The 25,769-nt window shown below is 64.0% G+C and carries 28 protein-coding genes and 1 pseudogene; 24 read left to right on the top strand and 5 right to left on the bottom strand.

What is annotated here, in order from left to right; translation table 11 throughout:
- Positions 1-22 precede the first annotated feature (22 nt).
- The 20 genes and pseudogenes from CKV91_RS07030 (at position 23) to CKV91_RS06935 (ending at position 18,933) form a co-directional block, all read left to right on the top strand.
- The gene (locus CKV91_RS07030) at positions 23-1,360 is read left to right on the top strand and encodes a homoserine dehydrogenase (protein WP_051254890.1); all 1,338 of its coding nucleotides are present in this window, start codon (positions 23-25) and stop codon (positions 1,358-1,360) included.
- Entirely contained in the window at positions 1,357-2,424 is a 1,068-nt protein-coding gene (gene thrC / locus CKV91_RS07025; protein ID WP_021105818.1) for a threonine synthase, read from the top strand. Before CKV91_RS07030 ends, thrC begins: the two co-directional genes overlap by 4 nt.
- 17 nt (positions 2,425-2,441) lie before the next feature.
- Positions 2,442-3,449, top strand: a complete 1,008-nt coding sequence (thrB, locus tag CKV91_RS07020; protein WP_095141099.1) for a homoserine kinase — start codon at positions 2,442-2,444, stop codon at positions 3,447-3,449.
- Between the two features lie 287 nt (positions 3,450-3,736).
- Positions 3,737-5,695 (top strand): transcription termination factor Rho, encoded by a 1,959-nt coding sequence (gene rho / locus CKV91_RS07015; RefSeq protein ID WP_036977217.1) that lies wholly within the window; start codon positions 3,737-3,739, stop codon positions 5,693-5,695.
- Positions 5,696-5,832: 137 nt separating this feature from the next.
- The gene (gene rpmE, locus CKV91_RS07010; RefSeq protein ID WP_021103422.1) at positions 5,833-6,048 is read left to right on the top strand and encodes a 50S ribosomal protein L31; all 216 of its coding nucleotides are present in this window, start codon (positions 5,833-5,835) and stop codon (positions 6,046-6,048) included.
- A gap of 212 nt (positions 6,049-6,260) precedes the next feature.
- Positions 6,261-7,358 (top strand): peptide chain release factor 1, encoded by a 1,098-nt coding sequence (gene prfA, locus CKV91_RS07005; protein WP_051167164.1) that lies wholly within the window; start codon positions 6,261-6,263, stop codon positions 7,356-7,358.
- Positions 7,355-8,227, top strand: coding sequence for a peptide chain release factor N(5)-glutamine methyltransferase (prmC, locus tag CKV91_RS07000; RefSeq protein WP_021103420.1), 873 nt, complete (start codon positions 7,355-7,357; stop codon positions 8,225-8,227). The genes prfA and prmC overlap by 4 nt, the downstream gene beginning before the upstream one ends.
- A gap of 4 nt (positions 8,228-8,231) precedes the next feature.
- Positions 8,232-9,059, top strand: a complete 828-nt coding sequence (locus CKV91_RS06995; protein WP_411430997.1) for an L-threonylcarbamoyladenylate synthase — start codon at positions 8,232-8,234, stop codon at positions 9,057-9,059.
- A pseudogene (locus tag CKV91_RS06990) lies at positions 9,052-10,155 on the top strand (MraY family glycosyltransferase); the annotation flags it as partial. The gene CKV91_RS06995 and the pseudogene CKV91_RS06990, both read left to right, overlap by 8 nt.
- Positions 10,156-10,378: 223 nt before the next feature.
- A complete protein-coding gene (locus CKV91_RS06985) occupies positions 10,379-10,867 on the top strand; it encodes a hypothetical protein (RefSeq protein WP_021103417.1) in 489 nt (162 codons plus the stop codon).
- A 75-nt stretch (positions 10,868-10,942) separates the two neighbouring features.
- Positions 10,943-11,227: an AtpZ/AtpI family protein gene (locus CKV91_RS06980; protein WP_374048684.1), complete on the top strand. Its 285-nt coding sequence runs from the start codon at positions 10,943-10,945 to the stop codon at positions 11,225-11,227.
- On the top strand, positions 11,227-12,006 hold the full coding sequence (gene atpB, locus CKV91_RS06975) for a F0F1 ATP synthase subunit A (protein WP_036957566.1): 780 nt from the start codon (positions 11,227-11,229) through the stop codon (positions 12,004-12,006). Before CKV91_RS06980 ends, atpB begins: the two co-directional genes overlap by 1 nt.
- Before the next feature lie 81 nt (positions 12,007-12,087).
- Positions 12,088-12,309: an ATP synthase subunit C gene (locus CKV91_RS06970; protein ID WP_021103414.1), complete on the top strand. Its 222-nt coding sequence runs from the start codon at positions 12,088-12,090 to the stop codon at positions 12,307-12,309.
- Positions 12,310-12,368: 59 nt separating this feature from the next.
- Complete coding sequence (locus CKV91_RS06965; protein ID WP_036957567.1) at positions 12,369-12,941, top strand: F0F1 ATP synthase subunit B; 573 nt, start codon at positions 12,369-12,371, stop codon at positions 12,939-12,941.
- Positions 12,938-13,729, top strand: coding sequence for a F0F1 ATP synthase subunit delta (locus tag CKV91_RS06960; RefSeq protein WP_021103412.1), 792 nt, complete (start codon positions 12,938-12,940; stop codon positions 13,727-13,729). The genes CKV91_RS06965 and CKV91_RS06960 overlap by 4 nt, the downstream gene beginning before the upstream one ends.
- A 72-nt stretch (positions 13,730-13,801) precedes the next feature.
- Positions 13,802-15,439 (top strand): F0F1 ATP synthase subunit alpha, encoded by a 1,638-nt coding sequence (atpA, locus tag CKV91_RS06955; protein WP_021103411.1) that lies wholly within the window; start codon positions 13,802-13,804, stop codon positions 15,437-15,439.
- 6 nt (positions 15,440-15,445) lie between these two features.
- Positions 15,446-16,420: a F0F1 ATP synthase subunit gamma gene (locus CKV91_RS06950; protein ID WP_021105824.1), complete on the top strand. Its 975-nt coding sequence runs from the start codon at positions 15,446-15,448 to the stop codon at positions 16,418-16,420.
- 11 nt (positions 16,421-16,431) lie between these two features.
- A complete protein-coding gene (gene atpD / locus CKV91_RS06945; protein WP_021105825.1) occupies positions 16,432-17,886 on the top strand; it encodes a F0F1 ATP synthase subunit beta in 1,455 nt (484 codons plus the stop codon).
- Positions 17,886-18,302, top strand: coding sequence for a F0F1 ATP synthase subunit epsilon (locus CKV91_RS06940; protein WP_021103408.1), 417 nt, complete (start codon positions 17,886-17,888; stop codon positions 18,300-18,302). Before atpD ends, CKV91_RS06940 begins: the two co-directional genes overlap by 1 nt.
- A gap of 127 nt (positions 18,303-18,429) precedes the next feature.
- The gene (locus tag CKV91_RS06935; protein ID WP_051254889.1) at positions 18,430-18,933 is read left to right on the top strand and encodes a DUF2550 domain-containing protein; all 504 of its coding nucleotides are present in this window, start codon (positions 18,430-18,432) and stop codon (positions 18,931-18,933) included.
- A gap of 30 nt (positions 18,934-18,963) precedes the next feature.
- Here the strand turns inward: CKV91_RS06935 and CKV91_RS06930 are convergent, their stop codons facing one another.
- Entirely contained in the window at positions 18,964-19,659 is a 696-nt protein-coding gene (locus tag CKV91_RS06930; protein ID WP_021105827.1) for a cob(I)yrinic acid a,c-diamide adenosyltransferase, read from the bottom strand.
- 205 nt (positions 19,660-19,864) lie between these two features.
- Between CKV91_RS06930 and CKV91_RS06925 the strand changes: the two genes are divergently transcribed.
- The gene (locus CKV91_RS06925; RefSeq protein WP_021105828.1) at positions 19,865-20,647 is read left to right on the top strand and encodes a peptidylprolyl isomerase; all 783 of its coding nucleotides are present in this window, start codon (positions 19,865-19,867) and stop codon (positions 20,645-20,647) included.
- A gap of 66 nt (positions 20,648-20,713) precedes the next feature.
- Here the strand turns inward: CKV91_RS06925 and CKV91_RS06920 are convergent, their stop codons facing one another.
- Both CKV91_RS06920 and CKV91_RS06915 read right to left on the bottom strand, forming a co-directional pair.
- Positions 20,714-21,544, bottom strand: coding sequence for an alpha/beta fold hydrolase (locus tag CKV91_RS06920; RefSeq protein WP_021103404.1), 831 nt, complete (start codon positions 21,542-21,544; stop codon positions 20,714-20,716).
- A complete protein-coding gene (locus CKV91_RS06915; RefSeq protein ID WP_065860652.1) occupies positions 21,541-21,822 on the bottom strand; it encodes a hypothetical protein in 282 nt (93 codons plus the stop codon). The genes CKV91_RS06920 and CKV91_RS06915 overlap by 4 nt, the downstream gene beginning before the upstream one ends.
- Positions 21,823-21,902: 80 nt before the next feature.
- Here CKV91_RS06915 and nucS point away from each other — a divergent pair, with 80 nt between their 5' ends.
- Entirely contained in the window at positions 21,903-22,682 is a 780-nt protein-coding gene (nucS, locus tag CKV91_RS06910; protein WP_021105829.1) for an endonuclease NucS, read from the top strand.
- A 94-nt stretch (positions 22,683-22,776) separates the two neighbouring features.
- On the opposite strand, the gene CKV91_RS06905 is transcribed toward nucS, so the two are convergent.
- A complete protein-coding gene (locus tag CKV91_RS06905) occupies positions 22,777-24,033 on the bottom strand; it encodes a DivIVA domain-containing protein (protein ID WP_065860653.1) in 1,257 nt (418 codons plus the stop codon).
- 245 nt (positions 24,034-24,278) lie between these two features.
- Complete coding sequence (locus tag CKV91_RS06900; RefSeq protein WP_021103400.1) at positions 24,279-24,743, bottom strand: VOC family protein; 465 nt, start codon at positions 24,741-24,743, stop codon at positions 24,279-24,281.
- Positions 24,744-25,002: 259 nt separating this feature from the next.
- Here CKV91_RS06900 and CKV91_RS09495 point away from each other — a divergent pair, with 259 nt between their 5' ends.
- Positions 25,003-25,155, top strand: coding sequence for a hypothetical protein (locus CKV91_RS09495; RefSeq protein ID WP_021103399.1), 153 nt, complete (start codon positions 25,003-25,005; stop codon positions 25,153-25,155).
- A gap of 6 nt (positions 25,156-25,161) precedes the next feature.
- On the top strand, positions 25,162-25,689 hold the full coding sequence (locus tag CKV91_RS06895) for a PH domain-containing protein (protein ID WP_021103398.1): 528 nt from the start codon (positions 25,162-25,164) through the stop codon (positions 25,687-25,689).
- Positions 25,690-25,769 lie beyond the last annotated feature (80 nt).

Genomic DNA, 25,769 nt, shown 5'->3' with positions numbered 1-25,769 from the left:
GATGACGAACGAGGGAGTGCTGATGAGTGAGGTCCGGGTCCACGACACGGCTGGGCATTCGAGCAGTGAACCGCTACGGGTGGCCCTGTTGGGCTGCGGCACCGTGGGATCCCAGGTGGCACGAATGATTCTCATCCGTGGTGATGACATCATCGCCCGAGTCGGACGCCCGCTGGAGATCGCCGGAATCTCGGTGGCACACGTCGATCGGCCACGCCAGGGGCTGGACTCACGACTGTTCACCACCGACTCCGCAGCACTGGTGAGTCGACCCGACGTCGACATCGTCGTCGAACTCATGGGTGGCATCGATCCTGCCCGAGAACTCATCCTCACGGCACTGCGCAGTGGCAAGTCCGTCGTCACCGCCAACAAGGCCTTGCTGGCTGCCCACGGCGAGGAACTCAATGCGGCCGCCGAGCGCAATGGCGTCGATCTCTACTACGAGGCTGCCGTGGCTGGTGCCATCCCGATCGTGCGCCCGTTGCGGGAGTCCCTGGTGGGCGATCAGGTACGCCAGGTGATGGGGATCGTCAATGGGACGACCAACTACGTCCTGGACCAGATGACGACCACTGGCATGGATTTTGAGCAGGCAGTTGCCCAGGCCCAGCAGAAGGGATACGCCGAGGCCGATCCGACCGCCGACGTCGAGGGCTATGACGCAGCTGCCAAAGCTGCCCTGCTGGCCTCCCTAGCCTTCCACACCAGGATGCGCGGTGACCAGGTGTACCGGGAGGGGATCACCCACATCACCCCCGACGACATCGCCTCGGCCAAGGACCTCGACTGCGTCATCAAGTTGCTCGCGGTGTGTGAGGGCGGTCCAGATGGCATCGTCGCCCGCGTCCATCCGGCACTGCTGCCACTCAGCCACCCGTTGGCCAGTGTGTCGGGTGCCTACAATGCCGTGTTCGTCGAGGCCCAGGAGGCTGGGCGGCTCATGTTCCTCGGCCCGGGAGCCGGAGGGGCTCCCACGGCCTCGGCCGTGCTGGGGGACGTCGTCACCGTGGCTCGCAATGCCGTGCGAGGGGTGGCCGGGCCACCACAGGCCGTCTTCGACGAGTTCGACATCCTGGACACCGACGACATCCAGACCAGGTTCCACATCCGTATCCAGGTGCGCGACGAGCCGGGGGTGCTCGCATCGGTGGCCGAGATCTTTGCCCGCCATGACGTCTCCATGCAGACCGTACGGCAGAGCGCAGACGACGAGACCGCCAAGGACTCCTCGGCGGTTCTCACGGTGCTCACCCACCAGGCCCGGCAGGCGGATCTCAGCGCGTGTGTCTCGGAGCTCGGCGAGTCCCCCTTCGTGCACAGCCAACCCAAGGTCATCCGAGTGGAGGGAATGTCATGAGTCAGAATGGATTCTTCGGAGTCATCGAGCGGTACCGTGATCGCATGCCCATGGAGGGCATCGACACCATCGTCACCCTCGGGGAGGGGTCGACCCCGCTGGTTCCCGCTCCCGTGCTGGGGCAGGTGCTCGACGCCGAGGTGTACGTCAAGGTCGAGGGGGCCAACCCGACTGGATCGTTCAAGGACCGGGGCATGACGATGGCCATGTCCAAGGCCTTGGCCGATGGCTCCAAGGCCGTCGTGTGCGCCTCCACCGGCAACACCTCCGCCTCCGCCTCCGCCTACGCCTCCCGAGCCCACATGATGCCGGTGGTGCTGCTGCCCCAGGGCAAGATCGCCGCTGGGAAACTCGCCCAGGCCGTCGTCCACGGTGGACGGATCATTCAGGTGCAGGGCAATTTCGACGACTGTCTCACCATTGCCCGTGACCTGGCCGCAAACTTCCCGGTCTCCCTGGTGAACTCGGTCAATCCGTACCGCATCGAGGGGCAGAAGACCGCCTCCTTCGAGATCGTGGACTGCCTGGGTGACGCCCCCGACATCCATGCCCTGCCGGTCGGAAATGCCGGAAACATCACGGCATACTGGAAGGGCTACCAGGAGTATGCCGCCGACGGTCCCGCCACCCACACCCCGAGGATGTTCGGTTTCCAGGCCGCCGGTGCTGCACCCCTGGTCCTGGGACACGACGTCGAGAACCCCGAGACGGTCGCCACGGCGATTCGAATCGGCAAACCTGCGTCGGGGAGCAAGGCACTTGCCGCCCGGGACGACTCGAACGGACTCATCTCGTCGGTGACCGATGAGCAGATCCTCGACGCCCAGGCATTCCTTGCCGCCAAGGAGGGCATTTTCGTCGAACCGGCATCTGCCGCTGGCGTGGCTGGCCTGCTGGCCCTCAAACAGAGCGGTGACCTGCCTGCTGGACAGCGCATCGTCATCACGGTGACCGGGAACGGGCTCAAGGACATCGACACCGCGTTGAGTCGCACCGAACTGTCCACCGAGGCCGTCGAGCCATCGACCGATCGGGTTGCCGCGCTTCTTGGAATGCATCGGTGAGTCCCGAGACCGCACCGATGGACGCACCATCCCAGGCTGGTTCCCCGGTGGTGCCGGGGCGAGGAACCGGCTCCCACGAGGTGACGGTACGGGTGCCGGCCACCTCGGCAAACCTGGGACCGGGTTACGACTGCTTGGGGCTGTGCCTCGACCTGTGGGACGAGGTGTCGGTGTCCACCCTCGATGGCCGTGGGGTCGAGATCGACGTGACGGGGGAGGGGGAGCACACCATTGCCCGTGACGAGTCCCACCTCGTCATCGCGACAATTCGACGTGCCCTGGCCGATCTTGGCCACCCCGACCCGAGGTGCGGGTTGATGCTGCACGCGCACAATCGGATCGCCCAGTCCCGTGGGCTGGGGTCCTCAGCTGCGGCCATCGTCGCTGGACTGGCCCTGGGATGGGGGATTGCTCGCCCCGGGCAGCCCCTTGACCGGGATTGGGCACTTGCCGTCGCCACCCAGATCGAGGGCCACCCGGACAATGCGGCCCCGGCGATCTTCGGGGGAGCGCAACTCTCCTGGCTCGACGGTGACTCAGCATCTGCCGCAGACGTGATTTCCCACGCCTCGGGTGCACGGGAATCAATCAGCGTATCGGCTGTGCACCACGTTGATCTCGAGATCGATCCGCGGATTCACCCGGTGGTCTTCGTGCCACAACGACGGGTGCCCACCTCGGCCGCACGGGCCGTCATGCCGCACAGCGTGCCCCACGATGACGCCGTGCGCCAGGTACTCTCGGCCTGCCTGCTGGTGACGTCGTTGTCGCACCACCCCGAACACCTCATGGCAGCCACCCAGGACTGGTTGCACCAGCCGTTTCGCCGCGATCTCATGCCGGAGTCGGCCGACCTCATCGATCAGCTGCGTGCCTGCGGCGTGCCTGCCGTCATCTCGGGAGCTGGGTCCACGGTCCTCGCGCTGGGCACCACGGACCAACTTGCTGGCGTGGCGGGAGCAGACACCCGTGACTTCGCCGTGCACCAGGTGGGCTTCGGTGCCGGCGTGCAGCTGCACGCCTGATCCAGGCACGTGGAACCACAGTGCCGCAGATGCTATATTGAGCTGCAACGCGGTTGGACGCGTTTCCTCTCACTTGGCGCCCTCGGAATGATCCGGAGCGTTCTCCATGGATTCACGACGCGGCAGTTTCCTGCACACTTAGGACCAAGTGAATGAATCGACGACCGCCGTCTGGATCCCTCGCACCCCTCACTGATCCGGGATCCAGCAGGCCCTCACTCACATTCGAAGGGACATCCGTGACACAAACCCCCAATTCCGGAAAGCCCACCGGAACGCTGTCGGCCATGCTCCTGCCAGAGCTTCGTTCGATTGCCAACCAGCTGGGCATCAAAGGGGCCAGACAGATGCGCAAGGCAGACCTCATCACGGCAATTCGTGAAGCAGGTTGGCCGGAGGACGGCGGCGCACCGGGCGATGGAGCCGGCAGGTCTGCCCGCACTGCGAGGAAATCCGAGAACAGGCTGCCCGCTGGTGACGACTCGACTGCGAACTCTGCTGAGCCTGAGCCCTCAGCGAGCCGACGCTCCACCTCCGAGCGTGCCGGTGAGAACCATGTCGATGGCCAGGATGCCACCGAGCATCGCGGTACTCGACGCCGTGCCGCTCGTAGCCCACGTCGGGAGTCCCCCTCGGACAATCAGCGTCACTCCGACGAGCAGCAGCGCGCCCAGACCAGCGAATCCGTCGGAGCCCTGCTCGACGCGCAGAGTGGCGATCATGACCAGGAACGCAGCGGGGACCGGCAGAGCGGCAACACACGAAGCTCCGGACGGGGTTCGCGCGGATCGCAGGACTCCCGCGGTCGGTCCAGCCACGATCCGGGCGATCATCACGGTTCCCGGCAAGCCGATGGTGCGAATGCCGATGTGACCGAGGAGGTGGGTGCCCGTCTGGACGCCCTGGCTGGCCGCAACCACGATGACGAGGCATCCGAGAACTCTGCCAAGCGCGGTGGCAACCGTCATGACGGCAACCGGCGTGACGACGACAACTCACGCAATGACTCAGAGTATGGCGGCAGGCGGAACCGCCGGCGTCGCCAACGAGATCGCCAGGGCCGTCGCCCCCGCCGCAATGGGTACAACGACTCCGAGCCCAACCTGCGCGAGGATGACGTCCTCGTGCCGTGCAACGGAATCCTCGACATTCGCGACCAGTACGCCTTCGTCCGTACCTCCGGCTACCTGCCCAGCTCCGAGGACGCCTACGTCTCGATGTCCATGGTGCGACGCAACGGTCTGCGCAAGGGAGACGTCATCTCGGGTCAGATGCGTGCCAAGCGCGAGAATGACCGTCGTGAGAAGTTCGCGCCCCTGGCGCGCATCGAGTCGGTCAACGGCCTGGACCCAGAGAAGGTTCGTCAGCGTCCGGAGTTCTCCAAGCTCACTCCGCTGTATCCCCAGGAGAGGCTGCGGCTGGAGGACAGTCCGAAGAACATGACTGGGCGCATCATCGATCTGGTGAGCCCGATCGGCAAGGGCCAGCGTGGCCTCATCGTCTCGCCCCCCAAGGCCGGCAAGACGATGATCATGCAGTCCGTCGCCAACTCCATCACGACGAACAATCCCGAGGCGCACCTCATGATCGTCCTGGTGGATGAACGCCCCGAGGAAGTCACCGACTTCCAGCGCACCGTGTCAGGGGAGGTCATCGCCTCCACCTTCGATCGACCCGCCGACGACCACACCCAGGTGGCCGAACTCGCCATCGAGCGTGCCAAGCGTCTGGTCGAGATGGGCCAGGACGTCGTCATCCTGTTGGACGGCATCACCCGTCTGGGACGTGCCTACAACCTGGCGGCTCCGGCCTCCGGACGCATCCTCTCCGGCGGTGTCGACTCCGCTGCGCTCTACCCGCCCAAGAAGTTCTTCGGTGCCGCCCGCAACATCGAGAACGGTGGATCCCTGACCATCCTGGCCACGGCGCTGGTGGAGACCGGCTCCAAGATGGACGAGGTCATCTTCGAGGAGTTCAAGGGAACCGGCAACATGGAGCTGCGGCTGCGTCGGGAATTCGCCAACAAGCGGCTCTTCCCGGCCATCGATGTGGATGCCTCGAGCACCCGACGTGAGGAGCTGCTGCTCTCTCGCGAGGAGACGGCGATCATGTGGAAGCTGCGTCGCGTCCTGTCGGGTCTGGAGGATTCCCAGGCCCTCGAGATGTTGTTGTCCAAGCTGCGCAGAACGCAGACGAATGCGGAATTCCTCTACACCATCTCGAAGACCACCCCGTCGGTGGAATGACCGGGAAAATACAGTCTTGATTCTGCCTCGGGCATCAGGCAAAATAACCCAGTACTGCCGGTTCACGCCCGTCCTGCATCCGCAAGGAGCCACCGCTGTGTGGTGATGGCGACCCGGCACCAGACAAGGAGATCATCATGAAGCAGGGAATCCATCCCGATTACCACGAGACCACGGTGGTGTGCACCTGTGGCAACACGTTCACCACTCGTTCGACGGCTCCCTCCGGACAGCTGAGCGCCGACGTGTGCTCCGCCTGCCACCCCTTCTACACCGGTAAGCAGAAGATCCTCGACACCGGTGGTCGGGTTGCTCGGTTCGAGCGCCGCTACGGCAAGAAGGCTGCCAAGTGAGACGCTGAGCCGCTCATTTCACCTGTTGACGCTGGGACCTGCGGGGGTTCCAGCGTCACTGTTTATGCAGCGTCATTGTTTTTGCCGAGTCCCGCGGGAACCAATCCGTGGGGGAGTCCGGTCGGGGAGCGCCCCGGCACCGGAGAACAGACTGATCCTTCTGGAGGGAGGGTAGGGTGACTCATCCTGAGGACGAGGATGCCGTCGCACAGATGAGGTCGCGTCTGGCAGAACTCGACATCGAGCTGGCCAGACCTGAGCTCGCGTCCCGACCGACTGCACTGCGTCGAGCATGGCGGGAACATGCTCGACTGCGTCATGTGGCGACGGTTGCCGACCGGTGCCATGAATTGTGCTACGACCTCCAGGCCGCCCGCGAGCTGACCGAGGAGGATCCCAGTTTCGCCGACGAGGTGCAGCGTCTGGAGGAGGAGCTGGATCGCCGCCGTCGTGACCTCACCGAACTGCTCGCCCCATCCGATCCACTGGACGTCGAGGATGCGATCGTCGAGATTCTCTCCGGCGAGGGCGGCGAGGAATCGGCGCTCTTCGCTGCCGACCTGTTGCGGATGTACCAGTCCTACGCCGAGTCCGTGGGGTGGACGATGACGGTACTGGACAGTCAGGTCACCGATCTGGGCGGTTTTCGTAGCGTCGTCGCCGCGCTCAGCGGCACCGACGAGCGTCCTGCCTACGGAACGATGAAGTTCGAGGGAGGCGTGCACCGGGTGCAACGGGTGCCGGTGACCGAGTCCCAGGGGCGAGTGCACACCTCTGCAGTCGGGGTTCTCGTGTTTCCCGACGTGGACGCCGAACAGGTCGATCTCGACATGTCGGACGTGCGGGTCGACGTCTTCCGATCCTCCGGACCGGGAGGTCAGGGGGTGAACACGACCGACTCGGCAGTGCGGCTGACGCACCTTCCCACCGGAATCGTCGTGAGCTGTCAGAACGAACGCAGCCAGTTGCAGAACAAGGAGCAGGCCATGCGCATGCTGCGCGCAAGACTGGCTGCCCTGGCTGCCGAACAGGCTGCCGACGAGGCCGGCCAGCTGCGTCGACAACAGGTGCGCACCGTGGACCGGTCGGCGCGAATCCGCACCTACAACTTCCCCGAGAATCGGCTCACCGACCATCGGATCGGCTACAAGACACGCAAACTGGACGCCGTCCTCAATGGCGAGCTGCAGGAACTTCTCGATGCCCTGCACGCCGATGACCTGGCCCATCGCCTGGCGCAGTCGGGAGTGGGAGCAGATGACTCCGCCGACGATGACGGGCGGGCAGCGGTGGAAGGACGCCCCCGATGAATCCGCATTCCCCCTCACGGATGCTGGCGATGGCCACCCGCAAACTCAATCTCGCCGGCTGCCCTGCTCCTGTGGCCGATGCCCGACTCATGCTGTGTGCGGTGCTCGACGTCAGCCCGCAGCGCCTCGTCCTCGCCGGTGACGCCACCGAGGAACAGGCCGAGACCTTTGAGCAGATGATCGAGCGGCGCAGCTGTGGCGAGCCGGTGCAGTACATCGTCGGTCACTGCTGGTTTCGGGGACGCCGACTGGCTGTTGGTCCCGGTGTGCTCATCCCTCGTCAGGAGACGGAGCTGGTGGCCGGTGCGGCCATCGACGAGGCCAGGGCGCTGGCAGTGCAGGGGCAGTGTCCGGTGGTCGTCGACCTGTGCACTGGATCGGGGGCAATCGCCCGTTCCGTGGCTGCCGAGGTTCCTGCTGCCCGAGTGCATGCCGTTGACAATTCCCCCGAGGCACTGGTCTGGGCGCGTCGCAATCTCTTCGGCAGCGGGGTGCAGCTGTTCGAGGGAGATGCCAGGTGCGTGCCGGACGTGTCCGATGTCGACGTCGTCGTGACGAACCCGCCCTACATCCCACTGTCACGTGCCACGCACATGCCCAGCGACGTCCTCGACCATGAGCCCCACCATGCCCTGTTCGCCGGTGATCGGGGCTTGGACCTCATCACCCCGTTGGTGTCACGAATGGCACGGATCGTGCGCCCCGGTGGGCTCGTCGTCATGGAGCACGACGACTCCCATGCCGCAGCAGTGCTCGCCCTGTTTGGTGCCGGGCCGTGGCGAGAGGTCGTCGACCATGACGATCTTGCCGGGCGCCCCCGATACGTCACGGCACGCCGAGACCAGTTCACCGTGGGTGCACGGCAGTGAGAGGATGACATCCATGGAAGAAGTGACCTGCGGAACGACACCGCTCATCCTCGACGTCACTGGTGCCCATCGAGGTGATGAACTGACTCGTGCTGCCCGAGCCGTCAGCGAGGGGGAGTGCATCGTGCTTCCCACCGACACGGTCTACGGTATCGGTGCCGATGCGCTCAACCCAGTGGCCGTCGCCGCGTTGCTCGCGGCCAAGGAGCGCGGTCGAGACATGCCTCCGCCAGTCCTCATCTCCGACCCGGCGGTGCTTGCCGCCCTGTGCGAGCACGTTCCCCGCGCGGCGCAGGATCTTGCCGAGGCCTACTGGCCCGGTGGGCTCACTCTCGTCCTGCGTGCCCAGGAGTCGCTGACCATGGACCTGGGGGAGACGGCTGGAACCATCGCCATTCGGGTCCCCGACGACGATGCTGCTCGGGAGCTGCTGCGTATGACTGGTCCCATGGCGGTGAGCAGTGCCAACAAATCTGGCCGGCCTGCCGCGCTCACTGCCCAGGACGCGGCGGATCAACTCGGTACCGAGGTGGCCGTCTACCTGGACGGTGGACCGACTCGGGTGGGGACCCCGTCGACCATCATCGATTTCGCCTCCACCGAGGAGGGCAGGATACTGCGCCAGGGCGCACTGAGCCTTGACGAGATCCACACCGTTGCGCCAGAGGTGATCGGCCCGACCGACTCGGCCGGGGACGATGATCCCGGCCGTGAGGACCACGAGGACCACGACGTGCCCGCGGAGGAGAATGCGCCGAGCTCGGAGCAGGCCGCCTCGCAGGAGTCCCTGCCGGAACACCACGACTGCCAGGACCGACCTGGTCATGCGTGAATACCTCGTGGTCGTCCTCACAGCCGGACTGACGACGTACCTGCTCACCGGAGGGTGCCGTCAGTTGGCGACCCGGCTGGGGGCTGTGGCCCAGGTGCGTGGCCGAGATGTCCACACCGTGCCGATTCCGTACTTCGGTGGTCTGGCCATGCTCGGCGGGACGCTCGTCTCGGCGCTGCTGGCCACCAAGCTGCCCTTTCTGGGCAGTCACCCGGTCGTCAGTCACGACATCAGGGTCATCTGCCTGGCCGGTGCCGTCATCTGCTCGGTCGGCATCGTGGACGATCTCGTCGATCTGGCTGCGTGGGTCAAGGCAGCTGGTCAGGTGCTTGCTGCCGGAATCGTCGTGACTGGTGGTGTGCGGATGTTCTGGATCCCGCTGCCGAACTCCATCATTGCCCTGGGGACCACCACATCCGTCCTCATCACCGTCCTGTTCATCGTGGTGTGTGCCAACGCCGTCAACTTCGTCGACGGGTTGGACGGTCTGGCCTCCGGCGTGGTCGCCCTGGGTGCACTGGCCTTCTTCGGGTACACGTATCTGCTGGCCCATGAGCAGGACCTCGCCGTGGCGACGACGGCGAGCCTCACCACGGCGGTCACCGCTGGGATCTGTCTGGGGTTCCTGCCCCACAACTGGCATCCGGCACGCATCTTCATGGGTGATTCCGGATCCCTGCTGCTGGGCTTCCTGCTCGCGGTCTCGACGATCTCACTGACCGGCCAGATCGACTCCACCGTGCTCACTGCCCAGGACGGCGGTCTGGTGCCGGCATACCTGCCGATCGTGCTGCCCCTCATGGTCATTGCGCTGCCGCTGGCCGATCTCGTCATGGGGTACGTGCGTCGTACGTGGCGGGGCAACTGGTTCTTCGTTGCGGACAAACAGCACATCCACCACCGTCTGCTGCGCCGCGGCCACTCCCATGTACGAGCCGTGCTGCTCATGTACCTGTGGACGGCCGTGCTCTCCTTCGGGACGGTGTGGATTGGTCTAGAACCTCGATGGTGGTCGGTGACGACGGTGTGCACCCTGCTGGCAGGCTGCATCGTCCTCACCATCGTGGGCACGAGGAAGCATTCCGCTGCACCAGCCTCGACAGACACGGCAGGTACTGGTGAATGCCAGCATGACGCCCTAGCACATGACGCCGGTCCGTCCTCCGAGGGCAGGGGGGCAGGTCACGACGGGGCCGGGCATGGGGGAAGCGCTGCGCTGCGGAAGGCTGCTGAGCCCCGGGGCGGCACACCTGCACACCGTGGGCAGCCCGTGGCAGAGCCGCTTCTCGCTGGTCGCCAGGTATCGGGGAGGAGGCACCATGGCCCTGCGCCGTCCTCGTCGTCGTGTCGAGACCGCGCGTGAGGTGATCGACGCCATCTACCGTCACGGTCTGGTGTGGGCAGGGGCAACGGCTCTCCTCGTGGTGCTCATCGCGCTGGTGTGGCGCGGTGGCTCTGGAGTGCTCGGCGCGGCTGTCGGTGGCGGCGTCGCCGTGGCCTTCCTGGCCGCTGGACGAGCTGTGCACATCCTGGATCATGCGATGCGCATGGGCGACACCCGACCCGAGGACGGACCGGTGAACCGTCGGGGGACGATGGGGCCTGCCGTGGCGGCGTTCATCGTGCAGATGGTCGTTCTTGGCGGGCTCATCCCGCTGCTGGGCCGACTCACCTTCCTCGACGACACCATGATGGCCGTCTCGGTCGTGTCCTGCGCAGTGTCGTGGACGGTCGGGGCAGTCGTGGCCCAGGACCACATCCACATGCCGACGTACCGACGTCGGACCACCGACACCGACGAATCGTGAGCAGAGCAGATCGGAATTGCTGAGAGCGAATCGCCTCGTGCGCCGATGCCCTGCACGCCAGTGACGTCCCTGCGAATTTTGGGTAATGTATCCCCCGGTATGGATGTGAACCGCACAGTGAAGCCGTCAGAGTCATCTGGTGCCACACCGCGTTCCGATGACGGAATGGCAGTGTTGAGCTACTTGCTGGCTGGACTACTCTTCTATGGTGTCATCGGTTGGCTGCTGGGTCGATGGCTGGACAAGCCATGGCTGCTGGCAGTGGGCCTCATCGTTGGTTTCGTGGCGAGCGTCTATCTCATCGTCAAGCGATACGGGACGTCGAGTTCGGTGTCGGACAAGAACCAGGAGGACATGTGATCCACGCTCAAGTGGCTCCGTTGGAGTTCAAGTCCCCAGGAGTCGACGACTTCTTCTTTCCCGGAACCTTCGGCGTGGACTGGGCCGACAAGTCCTTCTGGCAGATCCTCATCGCCGCCATCCTGGTGTTGGCGCTGTTCTTCTGGATGAGTCACGACCTCAAGGTCGTCCCTACCGGCAAACGCCAGGTCTTTGCCGAGTACTTCTACAATTTCGTTCGCAACAACATCGCTCGCGAGACGATCGGCCACGAGTACTCGCGATGGGTTCCCTACCTCTTCGCCCTGTTCACCTTCCTGCTCGTCAACAACTGGTTCGGCGAATTCTTCGTCTTCATGTTCCCGACGTTCTCACGCATCGGCTACGTCTACGGCATCGCGCTGGTGACGTGGTTCGTCTACATCATTGCCGGCGTGAAGTCCCAGGGCATCAAGTACTTCAAGAACTCGGTCCTACCACCCGGCGTCCCGTGGTACCTCTGGTGGCTCATGATCCCGTTGGAGTTCCTCTCGAACTTCATCACCCGCCCGTTGACGCTGGCCCTCCGTCTGTTCGCCAACATGTTCGCCGGGCACCTCATCATCATGATCTTCGTTGTCGGTGGTGGGTTCCTGCTCACCTATCCACACAGCATCGGGTACAACCTTGCTGGCGGAGTCTCGATCATCTTCAGTTTCGCCATCTTCGCTCTCGAACTCTTCGTGGGGCTCCTGCAGTCCTACGTCTTCACAGTGCTCACCGCGCAGTACATCGCTTCGTCGGTCTCGGTGGAGCACTGATCCCACACACGACGTCGCCCCGTCCGGGGACGGCGAAGAAGAAACGCCCCACACGGGGCATGCTCCGGAAGGATAATCCCCATGGTTCCAATGCTCATCGGCGGTTCGATCAACACCATCGGGTACGGCATTGCCACCCTCGGATCGGCCCTCGGCGTGGCCTGGATCTTTGCCTCGCTCATCAACGGCACCGCTCGTCAGCCTGAGGCTCACAAGCCCATGTTCCAGGCCACGATGATCGGCTTCGCCGTGGTCGAGGCCCTTGCCCTGTTCGGCTTCGTGCTGGCCTTCATCGCGAAGTGAGTGGCGCCATGCACGCGCCACTGGCACTCCTGTCGGGCCCGCTCACGGTGGATCCCCTCATGGTCGACCCTCTCATGGTCGACATGGGGCCGCTGCTGCCCGAGCACCCCATCGAGATCATCGTTGGCATCGTCCTGCTGCTCATCGTGACGTGGGCCACGGCCAAGTTCATCGTGCCCCGGTTCGAGACGATGTACCACGAGCGCACCGAGGAGATCCAAGGTGGCATCGAGCGTGCCGAGAAGGCCCAGGCCGAGGCCAGGGAAGCGCTCGAGAAGTACCAGGACCAACTGGCCGGTGCCCGTGAGGAGGCTGCCCGAATCCGGGAGGATGCGAAGGCCCAGGGTGCACGGATCGTCTCCGACATGAAGGCCCAGGCGCAGAAGGAGGCTGACCGGGTGACCCAGAATGCCACTGCGCAGATCGACGTCCAGCGAGATGCCGCCATGACGCAGTTGCGCCATGAGATCGGTGGGCTGGCGACGACTCTCGCCGGCCGCATCGTGGGGGAGTCCCTTGACGACGACGAGCGTGCTCGGGCAACCATCGACCGGTTCATCTCCGAGCTGGAGCAGCAGCCTGCACACGACTCCACGGCGGCGGCATCCTCGCAGGTGGAGGAACGCCCATGACGTCACCGAGGATCCTGTTGCAGAACCTTGACGATCTCGTTGACGACTCCGAGGCATCCTCGGACCGTGCCAAGGAGCTCTTCTCGGTCGTCGACCTGTGCGACTCGCACTCGGAGCTTCGGCGTGCCATCAGCGATCCCGGCACCAGCGTCGAGGCTCGACAGTCCCTCGTGCACCACCTTCTCGACGGCAAGGTGAGCACCCAGACATGTGACATCGTCAAGCAGGCTGTGTCCCGGCGGTGGATCCGGATGTCTGCCATGCCCGATGCCCTGGAGATGCTTGCCGTGCGCTCGGTGCTGGTGGAGGCACAGGAACAGGGCCATCTCGACGACGTCGAGGAGGAGCTGTTCCGGCTGCGTCAGGTGATCCTGGGCGACGTTGAGCTCCAGGATGCGCTCAACCGACGCGCCCGGCCCGTGGCAGATCGTCAGGATCTGGTGAACCACCTGTTGGATGGGCGTGCCCAACCGCAGTCGATCCTGCTGGCCAGGCGTGCCGTCGTGGCACGCACGGCATCGATGCTCACCACCCTGTCCACCTACATGGAACAGGCCGTTGCCGTACGGGAACGCACCCTGGCCGTGGTGACCACGGCAACCCAGCTCTCCGACGACCAACGCCGTCGGATCCATGAGCAGGTCGAGCGGATCACTGGCCGTGAGGTGGTCATGCATGAGATCGTCGATCCGAACGTCCTGGGTGGTGCCCGGGTGGAGGTCGGCAACGAGGTCATCGACGGGACGGTCGCCAGCCGTCTGGACCAGGCCCGGCGCAAGCTCGGCTGACAGTCACATGTTCAACCCGCGATGGGTTGGCCGATGAGGCCAACACCGGTGAGGGATACACAAGGAGAGGCAATGGCGGAACTGACGATTCGTCCGGAGGACATCCGCGACGCGCTGGACTCCTACGTCCAGAACTACACGCCTGACACGGCTACCCGTGAGGAGGTGGGGACCGTCATCACCTCCGGTGACGGCATTGCCCACATCGCGGGCCTGCCGTCGGCGATGGCGAATGAGCTGCTTCGGTTCGAGAATGGCACGATGGGCATCGCCCTCAACCTCGACGAGCGTGAGATCGGCGTCGTGGTTCTCGGTGATTCCGAGGGAATCGACGAGGGCTCGACCGTCACGGGTACTGGTGAGGTGCTGTCCGTACCGGTCGGTGACGGGTACCTGGGGCGTGTCGTCGATGCGATGGGCAACCCCATCGACGGTCTCGGTGAGGTCAAGGACATCGAGGGGCGTCGCGCCCTTGAGATCCAGGCTGCCGGCGTCATGGATCGTCAGGAGGTGCGTGAACCGCTGCAGACCGGCCTCAAGGCCATCGACTCGATGATCCCGATCGGTCGTGGTCAGCGTCAGCTCATCATCGGAGACCGCAAGACCGGCAAGACCGCCCTGGCCATCGACACCATCATCAACCAGAAGGACAACTGGGCATCCGGTGATCCCAGCAAGCAGGTGCGGTGCATCTACGTGGCCATCGGCCAGAAGGGATCGACGGTTGCCGAGGTGAAGTCGTCGCTGGAGAAGGCTGGTGCGATGGAGTACACCACCATCGTCCATTCCCCGGCGTCCGATCCCGCCGGCTTCAAGTACATCGCCCCATATGCCGGCTCGGCCATCGGTCAGCACTGGATGTACCAGGGCAAGCATGTCCTCATCGTCTTCGACGACCTCACCAAGCAGGCCGAGGCCTATCGAGCGATGTCCCTGCTGCTGCGTCGTCCGCCGGGCCGTGAGGCCTACCCCGGTGACGTCTTCTACCTCCACTCCCGTCTGCTGGAGCGTTGCGCCAAGCTCTCCGACGAGTTGGGAGGCGGTTCGATGACCGGGCTGCCGATCATCGAGACCAAGGCCAATGACGTCTCGGCGTTCATCCCGACCAACGTCATCTCGATCACCGACGGCCAGATCTTCCTGCAGTCCGACCTCTTCAACGCCAACCAGCGTCCAGCCGTCGACGTCGGCATCTCAGTGTCGCGCGTTGGTGGTGCTGCCCAGATCAAGGCGATGAAGTCGGTTGCCGGAACCCTGAAGATCTCCCTGGCCCAGTACCGCGACATGCAGGCCTTCGCCATGTTCGCCTCCGACCTGGACGACACCTCACGCCGCCAGTTGGACCGAGGGGCTCGTCTCATGGAGCTGCTCAAGCAGGGGCAGTACTCGCCCTACCCGGTCGAGCAGCAGGTCATCAGCGTCTGGGCGGGTACCACCGGAAAGCTGGACGACGTTCCCGTTGACGACGTGCAGCGTTTCGAGCACGACATGCTCGAGTACGTCGGCGCCAACACCGATGTGTTCGACTCGATCCGCGAGACCGGGAAGTTCCCCGACGAGGATCAGGAGAAGGCCGCCGAGGCCATCGAACAGGTGAAGAACCAGTTCAAGACCTCCGACGGCACGTTCCTGGCTGGTCACGAGGAGTTCGAGCCGATGGACTCCGACGAGATCGGACGCACCCAGATCGTCCGCGCGAAGCGAGGTTGATCCACGATGGCCTCCAACCTGCGTGAATTGCGGGAGAGGCGGAACTCCGTTGCCACGACCCAGAAGATCACTCGGGCGATGGAGCTCATCGCTTCGTCCCGGATCGTCCGGGCACAGCGCAATGTTCGTTCTGCGACCCCCTACTCCCAGGAACTCACCCGTGCCCTGTCGGCGGTGATTGCGCACACCCGCGAGGATCATCCATTGACCCGGGCGACGCAGGACCCGAAGCGTTCTGCGGTGCTTCTCATCACTTCGGACCGTGGTCTGGCTGGATCGTACTCCAGCAATGTCCTCAAGGCAGGGGAGGGGCTCATCGCCTCCCTCGAAGGCCAGGAGGTTGACGTCTACCTGTGCGGGCGCAAGGCCGTGCAGTACTTCGACTTCCGCAAACGTGGGTACACGAAGGTCTGGGACGGGTTCTCCGACTCGCCCTCGTACGATGACGCCCGCAAGATCTCCGATGAACTCATCAGGTCCTTCCTCGAACCGACCGAGGAGGGGGGTGTGGACCAGATTCACATCGTCTACACCCATTTCGAGTCCATGCTCACCCAGAAGGTGCGAGTGCTGCGGTTGCTCCCCATGGAGATCATTGACGCCGAGGACGACACTTCCGACGGTGGGCAGGCCGACGCCGAACCCGCTGGCTCCTCCCGGCCTCCCGCGGATTCCTCCCAGCCCGATGACACATCGGACGTGTTCCACGAGTACCACTTCGAGCCGCATCCAGCGACAGTGCTCGACCAGTTGCTGCCGCTGTACGTCGCCAACCGGGTGCATTTTGCCCTCCTGCAGGCCGCAGCCTCGGAGCTCGCCAGCCGTCAGCAGGCCATGAAGTCGGCCACCGACAATGCCGAACAGCTCATCGACACCCTTGGTCGCCAGGCGAACCAGGCACGTCAGGCGGCCATCACGCAGGAAATCACCGAGATCGTGGGTGGCGCCGCTGCCCTTGCCGAGTCCACCTCACAGGAGTGAGAGAGAAGAACATGACTGCCACAGCCACCAATTCACAAGCCGAGGAGAAAATTCCCGGCATCGGTCGCGTCGTCCGCGTCATCGGCCCAGTCGTCGACGTCGAGTTCCCCGTCGGCCAGATGCCCGAGATCCTCAACGCCCTGCATGTCGAGACCGAGATCATGGGCGAGACCCAGACCATCACCCTGGAGGTCGAGCTCCACATCGGTGAGAATGTCGCCCGTGCGATCTCGCTCAAGCCGACCGATGGTCTGCGTCGTGGTGCCGAGGTGCGCGACACCGGTGCACCGATCTCGGTTCCGGTCGGCACCGTCACCAAGGGGCACGTCTGGAACGTCACCGGTGACGTGCTCAACGCCGATCCGTCGTCCCTGGAGATCTCCGAGCGTTGGCCGATCCACCGCTCCGCTCCGAACTTCGATGATCTGGAGCCGGAGACCCAGATGCTGGAGACCGGCATCAAGGTGCTCGACCTGCTCACTCCCTACGTCAAGGGTGGCAAGATCGGCCTGTTCGGTGGTGCCGGTGTGGGCAAGACCGTGCTCATCCAGGAGATGATCTACCGTATCGCCCACAACTTCGGTGGCACCTCGGTGTTCGCCGGTGTGGGGGAGCGTACCCGTGAGGGCAACGACCTCATCCACGAGATGGATGAGGCCGAGGTGCTCAAGGACACCGCCCTGGTGTTCGGCCAGATGGATGAGCCGCCGGGCACTCGTCTGCGCATCGCCCTCACCGGTCTGACGATGGCGGAGTACTTCCGCGACGTCGAGAACCAGGACGTCCTGTTGTTCATCGACAACATCTTCCGGTTCTCCCAGGCAGGCTCCGAGGTCTCGACCCTGTTGGGCCGGATGCCCTCGGCCGTGGGTTACCAGCCGAACCTGGCCGATGAGATGGGCCAGCTGCAGGAGCGCATCACCTCGACTCGGGGTCATTCCATCACCTCGATGCAGGCCGTCTACGTTCCCGCTGACGACTACACCGACCCGGCTCCGGCGACGACGTTCGCCCACCTGGACGCCACCACCGAGCTCTCACGTGCCATTGCCTCGCGTGGTCTGTACCCGGCCGTGGACCCGCTCACCTCCACCTCGCGCATCCTCGACCCGCAGTACGTGGGCAAGGAGCACTACGAGACGGCCACCCAGGTGAAGCAGATCCTGCAGCGCAACAAGGAGCTGCAGGACATCATCGCCATCCTCGGTGTCGACGAGCTGAGCGAGGAGGACAAGGTCATCGTTGCTCGAGCACGCCGTATCCAGCAGTTCCTGTCGCAGAACACCTACACCGGGGAGAAGTTCACCGGTGTGCCGGGCTCCACGGTGCCGATCAAGGACACCATCGAGGGATTCCAGATGATCGTGCGCGGTGAGGTCGATCACATCGCCGAGCAGGCATTCTTCAATGTCGGCGACATGGACGACGTCATGGCCAACTGGGACCGGATGCAGAAGGAGTCCTGATGGATCGCGCACCCCTTCGCGTCAAGGTCGTCGCTGCCGACCGTGAGGTGTGGTCCGGCGAGGCGGTCAACATCATCGCCAGGACCACCGAGGGTGACATCGGCATCCTTCCCGGACACGAGCCCATCCTCGCGGCCCTGGTGCCATCTGCCGTGACCATCATCACCGCAGATGGTGAGCAGGAGGTCATCGCGGTCGATGGCGGTTTCATTGCTGTCGACCCCAGCGGTCGGGTGTCACTACTTTCCCAGTATGCGACGCGCAGTGACGAGTTCAGCCCCGAGGAAGCCGTCAAGGTCACCGATGAGATGAAGCGCAAACGAGAGCGCAAGGAGTGGACCGAGGACGACGTGCATCGGTATCGCCTGGCCAAGGCCCAGGTCATGGCCAAGAAGCAGAGCGACTCGCGGTTGTGACGCACTCACATGATCGGCGGGTGGCTGTCGGAGGTTCCGGCGGCCACCCCTGCTTTGTTGTGAAATCTTGTGTGTCACAAAGATTGTTTGTATTGCTCACACACCAATGACGGGCTAGCGTTGTGTCATGGTCGTGATTTCTGGAGTACCCGACGTGGTGAGCTGGGGATTCGACCGTCATGCCGGTGTGGGTGCCCTGATCCTCGCACTCGTCGTCCTGGGCATTGCCTGGTTCTTCATTCGCCAACGTCTCCTCGTCAAGGGACGCGGCGCATTCATCTGCGGTCTGCGTACCTGTGGTGGCGACAAGCCGGGCCCTTGGATGCTTGGGATGGCCCGCTACGTCCCGGGACGTTTTGAGTGGTATCGAGTCCTTGACCCCCGTCTGGCACCGACAATCGTGCTTGATCGGGGGCCATTGTCATTCGTGGAACACCATCACCCAACTCGTGACGACACCATGCCGTTCTCCGTGGACGGTGAGATCGTCACCGTGACGACTGGACGGCCGCGTCGCGCCGCAACGGTCCAGCTCGTCGTCAACCACCAGAGCCTCACCGGGTTCGTGAGTTGGGCCGAGTCGGCTCCCCCCGGTGGCACCGACTACGAGCAGCAACAGTGGCTGTTGTGACCCGCACCGCGGGGAGTCGGTGATCTGCCCTCAGGCACCGTGCTGGGCAGTATCGTGCTGGGCGCGTTGACTGTTGCGATCGGGGGTGTGCTCGGCGGCACGTTCCCCACCGGGAACCCAGAGCACCTCATCGCTCTTTCCACCGCCGGCTGGTTGATTGGCAACTCGGGACAGGATGAAGAGCAGGTCCGAGAGCCGGTTGAGGTAGGTGATCGCACGCATGTTGACCCCACCCGGGGTGGTCTCGGGATCGTCGGACTCCTCGAACCCGAACTCCTCGGCCGCGCGCCACGCCGCGCGCTCCGCGGTACGCACTGCGGTACGGCAGACGTGCAGCTGTGCCCCCACCTTGTTGCCCCCGGGCAGGATGAAGGATCGCAGGACCGGAACCTGCTCGTTGAATGCGTCGCACCAGGCCTCCAGACGGTCGATGCTGGACTGCACGGTGCGCAGCGGTTCCCACTTGGGGTTGGCGACCAAGGGATTGGCAATGTCGGCTCCGACGTCGAAGAGCTCGTTCTGGACGATGGCAAGGGCCTCCCGCACGTCCGCGCCGAGGACACCGGAGTCGTCCAGGGCTAGGGCCAGACCGATGGTGGCATTGGCCTCGTCGATGAGGCCGTATGCCTCGACACGCAGGTCGGACTTCGACGCCAGTGAGTTGTCGACCAGTCGAGTCTGCCCCTTGTCGCCAGTTCGGGTGTAGATGTGTGACAGTGTGACCATGCGTCCAGCCTAGCTGCTGGGACCCATCACGGGGTGTGATGTCAGCACGGGCGTGATGTCAACGTGATGCCGATGACGGGGTGCAGTCGTGTCAGGTCGAACCGTGCCTAGCCGACAACCCCTCAGACTGTCGTCATTGACCCGGTGGGCGAGCCGTCCACCATCGAGGCACCATCGCTGGGTACCCTTCTGTGGGAGGTACCGTATGAATCATCGCCGTGGATCCTGCGCACCCGTTGCCGGGGTCGTTCTCGCAGCACTGACACTGAGCTCGTGCGCCACCCAGTCCGCCTCCGAGCTCGCCGAGCAGCGGTCCGGGCGTGTGTCGAACACCACAGCCACGTCGTCGGCTCCCTCGCAAGCACCACAGACATTGAGCACTGCTGCCAACCGTGTCCCGAGAGAGACCACTGCGGCTGCCTCAAAGGCCCCGGCCCCCTCGGCAAAGTGCGGATACCAAGCTGTCGACTCGACGGTGGCCGAGAGCCAGATGCCCGACGAGAAGGATCTGCAGACCTCGGGGACGACGCCGATGACCCTGAACCTGGGTGGTAAACCGGTTCAGATCAACCTGGATGCCAGGCGTGCACCATGTGCGGTGACATCCACCCTCATGCTCGCCACCCAGGAGTTCTACAACGGCACCCAGTGCCACAAACTCTCCACCAGCAACCCCTACTACCTGCAGTGTGGTGACCCCACCGGTACCGGCACGGGCGATGCGGGCTACTCCTTCCCCGCAGAGTCCGGGAAGAAGGGGACCTTCAAGGCAGGTACCGTCGCCATGGCACCTTCCAACCAGAATCGCAACGGATCGCAGTTCTTCATCATCTGGAAGGACAGTCAGATGAAGGGCACGTACACCGTCATCGGTTCAGTGGCCCCGGAGAGCATGCCAGTCATCACACGGATCGGCAAGCAGGGTACCCAGCCCAAGTCCAAGAAACCAGCAGCCGACACGTCGATCAGCGTCGTGACGATGGGGTGACGGCGCGCATCGGTGCACGCGCCAGACGCCCCTGCATGGGTACGAACAGGATGAGAGCGCCGGGACTCAGGCTCGGGGTGTCTGCTGCTCTGCCATCGCGAGGAAGGACTTGAGCACCTGGACGAAGACCGATGGCTGATCGGCATGCACCCAGTGTCCGCAGTTCTTCACCGTGACGCGGCGCACCTGCGCAAACAACTCCTGCATGGCAGGGTGGTACTCGTCCAGCACGTAGGGTGAGTTTCCGCCGCCCATCCACAGGACGGGCCCGTCCCAACTCCGGCCCTCGGCAGGCGGCCAGTCACCCAGGGTAGGCAGGTTCTCGGCGATGACGGGCAGATTCATCTGCCAGTACCACTGCTCCTTTGAGGCGGCGTGGACGTCCCGGCGCAGGTTCTGCAACAAGAACTGGCGGATCGGTGCCGCTGGTTCATAACGGCGCAGATGGGCCTCGGCATCGGCCCTGGTACGCAACTGGCCCAGTGGCATGGTGAGCATGCCCTGTACGCGTGGCCCGAAAGTGTGAGCCATGTTGTACCTCACCGGGGAGATGTCGACGACGGCGAGCGTGCGGATGAGGTCGGGATGGTCCAGGACGGTGCGCATGGCGACCTTGCCGCCCATGGAGTGCCCGAGGAGGTGCACGGGCTGACCATCAGCAAGGTCATGGATCGTCCGTGCCACGGCGTCGGACATCTGGGGATAGCTCACCGTGTCGGTCCACGGTGAACGGCCATGATTGGGAAGGTCGAGGAGGATGGCTCGCCAGCGGTGCGGGTCGGAGGCCACCAAGGCCTTCGCCACGCTCGTGAAGTTCCTGCCCTGACCGAAGACGCCGTGACACCACACGACTGGGGTCTCGCCCGCACCAATGACGGTGTGGTACAAAGTGCTCACAGTTTCTGCCTCCAACACCCACTGTGCCAGTGACGGCGCAGCGCGACTGGTGACTCATCGAAGATGGTGGGGTCATGGGGCCACGTCACGATGTGTGGGGTACCGGGGGCCACCCGATGATTGCATCCGGGACACACATAGGTCTTCACCGCCCGGTCGGCCGGCACCTTGCGGACGACGTAGCTCCCGTCCGACTTGTGCTCACTGTAGGCGTGACTCACCGGGTTGAGAGGACGGACCGGGCGCAGGTGCTTGCTTGGCCGGTGTTTTCGTCCCATGGGTTGATCCTACTGCCGCTGCTCCGGCTGGTCGGGAATCTGATCGCGGGTGGCGAAGCTCAGCGCTACACTGTGCCACCGTGCGTCTTGTCATAGCTGAATGTCAGGTTGACTACACCGGCCGTCTCACCGCCCACCTTCCATGGGCCAAACGCCTGCTCATCGTCAAGGCGGACAACTCGGTGAGCGTCCATGCCGATGACCGGGCCTACAAGCCGCTCAACTGGATGAGCCCGCCATGCACCCTGACCGTCCGCGAGCCCGATGAGCACGAGAAGCTGTGTGCTGTACCTGCGGCTTCGCAGCTGGGCTCGGCCGGTGAACGTTCGTCGGGCACGGCCGCCGGTGACGCCACGCACGCCGACATCGTGGTCACCCAGGTGTGGGAGGTCAAGGCCAAGAGCGGGGACCAGCTGCACATCCTGCTCGGCGAGATCCACCTCGACGTCACGGAGGATCTGGGGATTGATCCCGGCCTGCAGAAGGACGGGGTCGAGGCTCATCTGCAACAGCTCCTTGCCGAGAACCCAGAGACCTTCGGTACCGGATGGTCCCTGGTCCAGCGGGAGTACATGACCCCCATCGGGCCGGTCGACCTGCTGTGTCGCAATGCCGAGGGTGTCTACGTGGCCGTCGAGATCAAACGACGCGGTGAGATCGACGGGGTTGAGCAGCTCACCCGATACCTAGACCTGCTCAACCGGGACCACCTGCTGGGCGATCATGTGGACGGCGTGTTCGCCGCCCAACAGATCAAGCCGCAGGCACGAACACTCGCCATGGACCGCGGGATAGCCTGTGTCACCGTCGACTATGACGCCCTGCGTGGTATGGATCACCCCGAGGACCGGCTCTTCTGATCCGAGGGGCTCATGGGTTGGCCAGCACACCACTGCTGCTGTGGGTTGGGGGCGGCAGCGCCGGGAACTTGGATGTTCCGGCGCTGCTCACGACTCAGTTGGGACGTTTGAGGACCCGGGTCTCCTCCGCATTGGGGTCGATGACCGTGGTGGGGGAGTCGGGTGATGCGGATGAGGCGGCATCGTCGGAGGCGGAGTCCTTGTCTGCGTCGGTGTGCACATCCGGCTTGGTGGACTCCGGTGACGTGGCATCGGAGGACTCCTGGGTGGGAGTCGCAGAGATCTCGACGTCGTCGAAGGGATCGGTGTTGGGGAAGTCGGCCTTGGACTGCTCGGCGAGGGCCTTGAGGTTGCTGAGCTGATCGATGGTGGCATCCTTGCGCTGCTGAAGGGCTGCGATCTCACGCTGCAGCTGCTCCTTGCGCCAGGCGTACTGTTCCTCGATGCGTTCCTTCATCATCGCGGACTGACGGTGGACGGCCGCAATGCGTTCCTCGGCCTCCTTCGAGGCCTGGGATCGCTTCTCATCGGCCTCCTTGACGGCGAGCTCGCGAATTCGCTGTGCCTCTGCGACCTGCTCGCTCACCTCCTGGGCGGCTCGGTCCTGTTGCTGTTTGACCTGGTCCAGCAATTCGCCCAACGTGGAGCGGGCATGTTCCTGATGGTGCTTGGCCTCGGAGAGAATGCTCTGGGACTCCTCCCGGGCATCGGCAAGGATCCGTGCGGCCTCGTGACGGGATTCCTCGAGGATCTGCGTGCCACGGGCTCGGGCATCGGCGATGATCGACTCAGCCTGGGTGTTGGCCGACTCGATGGTGGACGTGCTCTGCGTCCTTGCCTGGTTGACGAGGGTCTCTGCCTGTTGTTTGGCCTTGGCGACGACGTCCTGGCTCTCCTTGGACGACCTCTCGAGCAGGCTTCGCTGGCTGGACAGTGCGGCGACCCGGATGTCATCGGCCTCCGTCTGGGCCGAGGAGCGCATGTCGGCCGCCACTCGTCGGCCTTCCTCCTTGATGCGTTCGGCCTCGTGACCGGCCTTGGTCACCAGGGCGGTGGCCTGGGCCTCTGCAGCGGTGAGGAGACCGGTGGCATGCTCGCCAAGTCTGGTGAAATCGGTCTTGGTGGCATCACGCTGTGCCTCGCTCACCTTGCGACGCAGTGTGCGGGTGAGCTGCTTGAGGGTCGAGACCTGTTGCTCGATCTCATGGACGTAGTTGTCGACGCTGGTGCGGTCGTAGCCCCACATGGAATGAGCGAAGCTACCAGCTGCACTGGCCCGGTCGTCAAAGAGATTGAGGCCAGTCTCCTCGTCCAGGGCAGCATCATCATGTGGATCCACGGGATTTGTCACGGCAGTAGTCCTTCCACCCTCAGGAGTCGCGCATCAGTGATAGGACAACGTTATCAACGTGCGCAAGACCATCATCGGATGTCACCGGGCGCGTCCGTGCGACCAAGTGCTTCACGTGACGTGAGACGACTTCTCCGGCTCTCTGCGGGATGGTAGTGATGGCCTGTGATCTGCCGATCACAGGCCATCAGACGTTCAAGGGCGCAGGTGACGTCGGATCAGGGATCCGAGATCACCCATCACGCTCACTTGTCCTGCTTGTAGGGCATTCCACCGGCCGGGGGCTCGGTGACCTCGACGAGGATGCCGCCGGTGTACTTCGGGTGCAGGAAGATGACGCGCGATCCAGCCGTACCGATGGAGGGCTCGCCGATGAACACGGCGCCACGTTCCTTGAGCACCTCGATGGTCTTGTCCAGGTTGTAGGTGCGGTAGCACACCTGCTGGATCATGTTCTTGTTCTTCGAGATGTACTTGCCGATGGTCGAGTCCTCGCCGAGCGGGGCGAGCAGCTGGACGACGGTGGTCTCCTTGCCGAACTCACCGGTGGCGATCATGGCTTCCTCGACACCATGTCCCTCGTTCTTCTCACGAAGCAGGACGTGGAAGCCCAGCACGTCACAGTGATACTTGATGGCCTCGTCCATGTCCTTGACGGCGAAGCCGACATGGTCGACGCATGCGAACGGATCGTTGTTGAAGTTCTCCATGGCGTCCATTCTTCCACGTTGTTCGCGTCAGGGAACTCTGGGGTGCAAAAATATGTGTGACGGGAAATGTGCATGTGTCGTGACCTCCCGTCGAGTTCTGAACGCACACCAGTGGTGGGAGATTGATGGCAAAAGCTCGTCCACTGCGGCGTTTCCTCGCCCACCCGGGTGGGCAGGTGCACGAGAATGTCATCCGTGAGCCCCTCGAGCTCGTGGGCTTCGATTCACTCCGACAGGGCAGACGACTAGGAGCCAGTGGATGAAGAAGATCGTTCAGACGACGCTGTGGGTGTTCATCGTCGTCTTCTGCCTGTACTACATCTTCACCAACCCGCAGGGGACAGCTGGCATCGTGCGTGGTTTCTTCACCGGAATCATCGACTTCGTCAAGGCGCTGGGCGGGCACAGCTGATCAGTCGTGTCGGATCTGTTGCATCGCTTTCTGTTCCCCGACGTTGATCGCCACCTGCTTACCGACGATGGGGAGTACGTCATAGACGAGGTTGAGAAGCACTGGATCGTCACCGTTGTGCCAGTGCTTGCCCTCACGGCGTCCGTGCTGTGTTTCCTGTCGATGTGGCAGCTCGGCCACTGGTGGATCATCGGCCTCGTCGTCGGGTTGGTGTGCCAGGGATGGGCCGTGCGTGAGCTCTACCTGGCTCACATGGATCGGTTCGTCATCACGAACATGAGGGTGTTCCGGGTGCACGGCATCGCCGACAAGCACATGGCAACGATGCCGATGAGCCGCATCCTCGACATCACGGTGGAGCAGCCCCTCATGGGACAGATCTTCGGGTACGGCCACTTCATCTTCGAATCCGCTGCCCAGGACCAGGGACTGCGCGTCATCAGTCACGTCGGACATCCCGAGCAACGTGACCTCATCATTCAGAGCGCCACCCAGCAGGCAGGGCTGCGCACCAACATTGCCCATCCCCGGTGAACCGCCCTGCACGGTGAACGTCCTGGAGCGATCGGCCAAGGAGGCCAATGGCCCTGCGGACCTCGGTGACGGGGGCGTCC

The organism is Cutibacterium granulosum, assembly GCF_900186975.1.
Classification (GTDB): domain Bacteria; phylum Actinomycetota; class Actinomycetes; order Propionibacteriales; family Propionibacteriaceae; genus Cutibacterium; species Cutibacterium granulosum.
Note: the sequence above shows the minus strand (reverse complement) of the source record. Positions and strands in the feature narration are given on the sequence as shown.

Coding starts and splice junctions, on each gene's coding strand:
- CKV91_RS09495 (WP_021103399.1), top strand. CDS start 25,003: ATGAAGAAGATCGTTCAGACGACGCTGTGGGTGTTCATCGTCGTCTTC.
- CKV91_RS07030 (WP_051254890.1), top strand. CDS start 23: ATGAGTGAGGTCCGGGTCCACGACACGGCTGGGCATTCGAGCAGTGAA.
- CKV91_RS06930 (WP_021105827.1), bottom strand. CDS start 19,659: ATGGTCACACTGTCACACATCTACACCCGAACTGGCGACAAGGGGCAG.
- atpD (WP_021105825.1), top strand. CDS start 16,432: ATGACTGCCACAGCCACCAATTCACAAGCCGAGGAGAAAATTCCCGGC.
- prmC (WP_021103420.1), top strand. CDS start 7,355: ATGAATCCGCATTCCCCCTCACGGATGCTGGCGATGGCCACCCGCAAA.
- rho (WP_036977217.1), top strand. CDS start 3,737: ATGCTCCTGCCAGAGCTTCGTTCGATTGCCAACCAGCTGGGCATCAAA.
- CKV91_RS06970 (WP_021103414.1), top strand. CDS start 12,088: ATGGTTCCAATGCTCATCGGCGGTTCGATCAACACCATCGGGTACGGC.
- CKV91_RS06995 (WP_411430997.1), top strand. CDS start 8,232: ATGACATCCATGGAAGAAGTGACCTGCGGAACGACACCGCTCATCCTC.
- CKV91_RS06940 (WP_021103408.1), top strand. CDS start 17,886: ATGGATCGCGCACCCCTTCGCGTCAAGGTCGTCGCTGCCGACCGTGAG.
- CKV91_RS06925 (WP_021105828.1), top strand. CDS start 19,865: ATGAATCATCGCCGTGGATCCTGCGCACCCGTTGCCGGGGTCGTTCTC.
- CKV91_RS06915 (WP_065860652.1), bottom strand. CDS start 21,822: ATGGGACGAAAACACCGGCCAAGCAAGCACCTGCGCCCGGTCCGTCCT.
- CKV91_RS06960 (WP_021103412.1), top strand. CDS start 12,938: ATGACGTCACCGAGGATCCTGTTGCAGAACCTTGACGATCTCGTTGAC.
- CKV91_RS06985 (WP_021103417.1), top strand. CDS start 10,379: ATGGCCCTGCGCCGTCCTCGTCGTCGTGTCGAGACCGCGCGTGAGGTG.
- atpA (WP_021103411.1), top strand. CDS start 13,802: ATGGCGGAACTGACGATTCGTCCGGAGGACATCCGCGACGCGCTGGAC.
- prfA (WP_051167164.1), top strand. CDS start 6,261: ATGAGGTCGCGTCTGGCAGAACTCGACATCGAGCTGGCCAGACCTGAG.
- CKV91_RS06965 (WP_036957567.1), top strand. CDS start 12,369: ATGGTCGACCCTCTCATGGTCGACATGGGGCCGCTGCTGCCCGAGCAC.
- thrB (WP_095141099.1), top strand. CDS start 2,442: ATGGACGCACCATCCCAGGCTGGTTCCCCGGTGGTGCCGGGGCGAGGA.
- thrC (WP_021105818.1), top strand. CDS start 1,357: ATGAGTCAGAATGGATTCTTCGGAGTCATCGAGCGGTACCGTGATCGC.
- CKV91_RS06900 (WP_021103400.1), bottom strand. CDS start 24,743: ATGGAGAACTTCAACAACGATCCGTTCGCATGCGTCGACCATGTCGGC.
- CKV91_RS06950 (WP_021105824.1), top strand. CDS start 15,446: ATGGCCTCCAACCTGCGTGAATTGCGGGAGAGGCGGAACTCCGTTGCC.
- rpmE (WP_021103422.1), top strand. CDS start 5,833: ATGAAGCAGGGAATCCATCCCGATTACCACGAGACCACGGTGGTGTGC.
- CKV91_RS06935 (WP_051254889.1), top strand. CDS start 18,430: ATGGTCGTGATTTCTGGAGTACCCGACGTGGTGAGCTGGGGATTCGAC.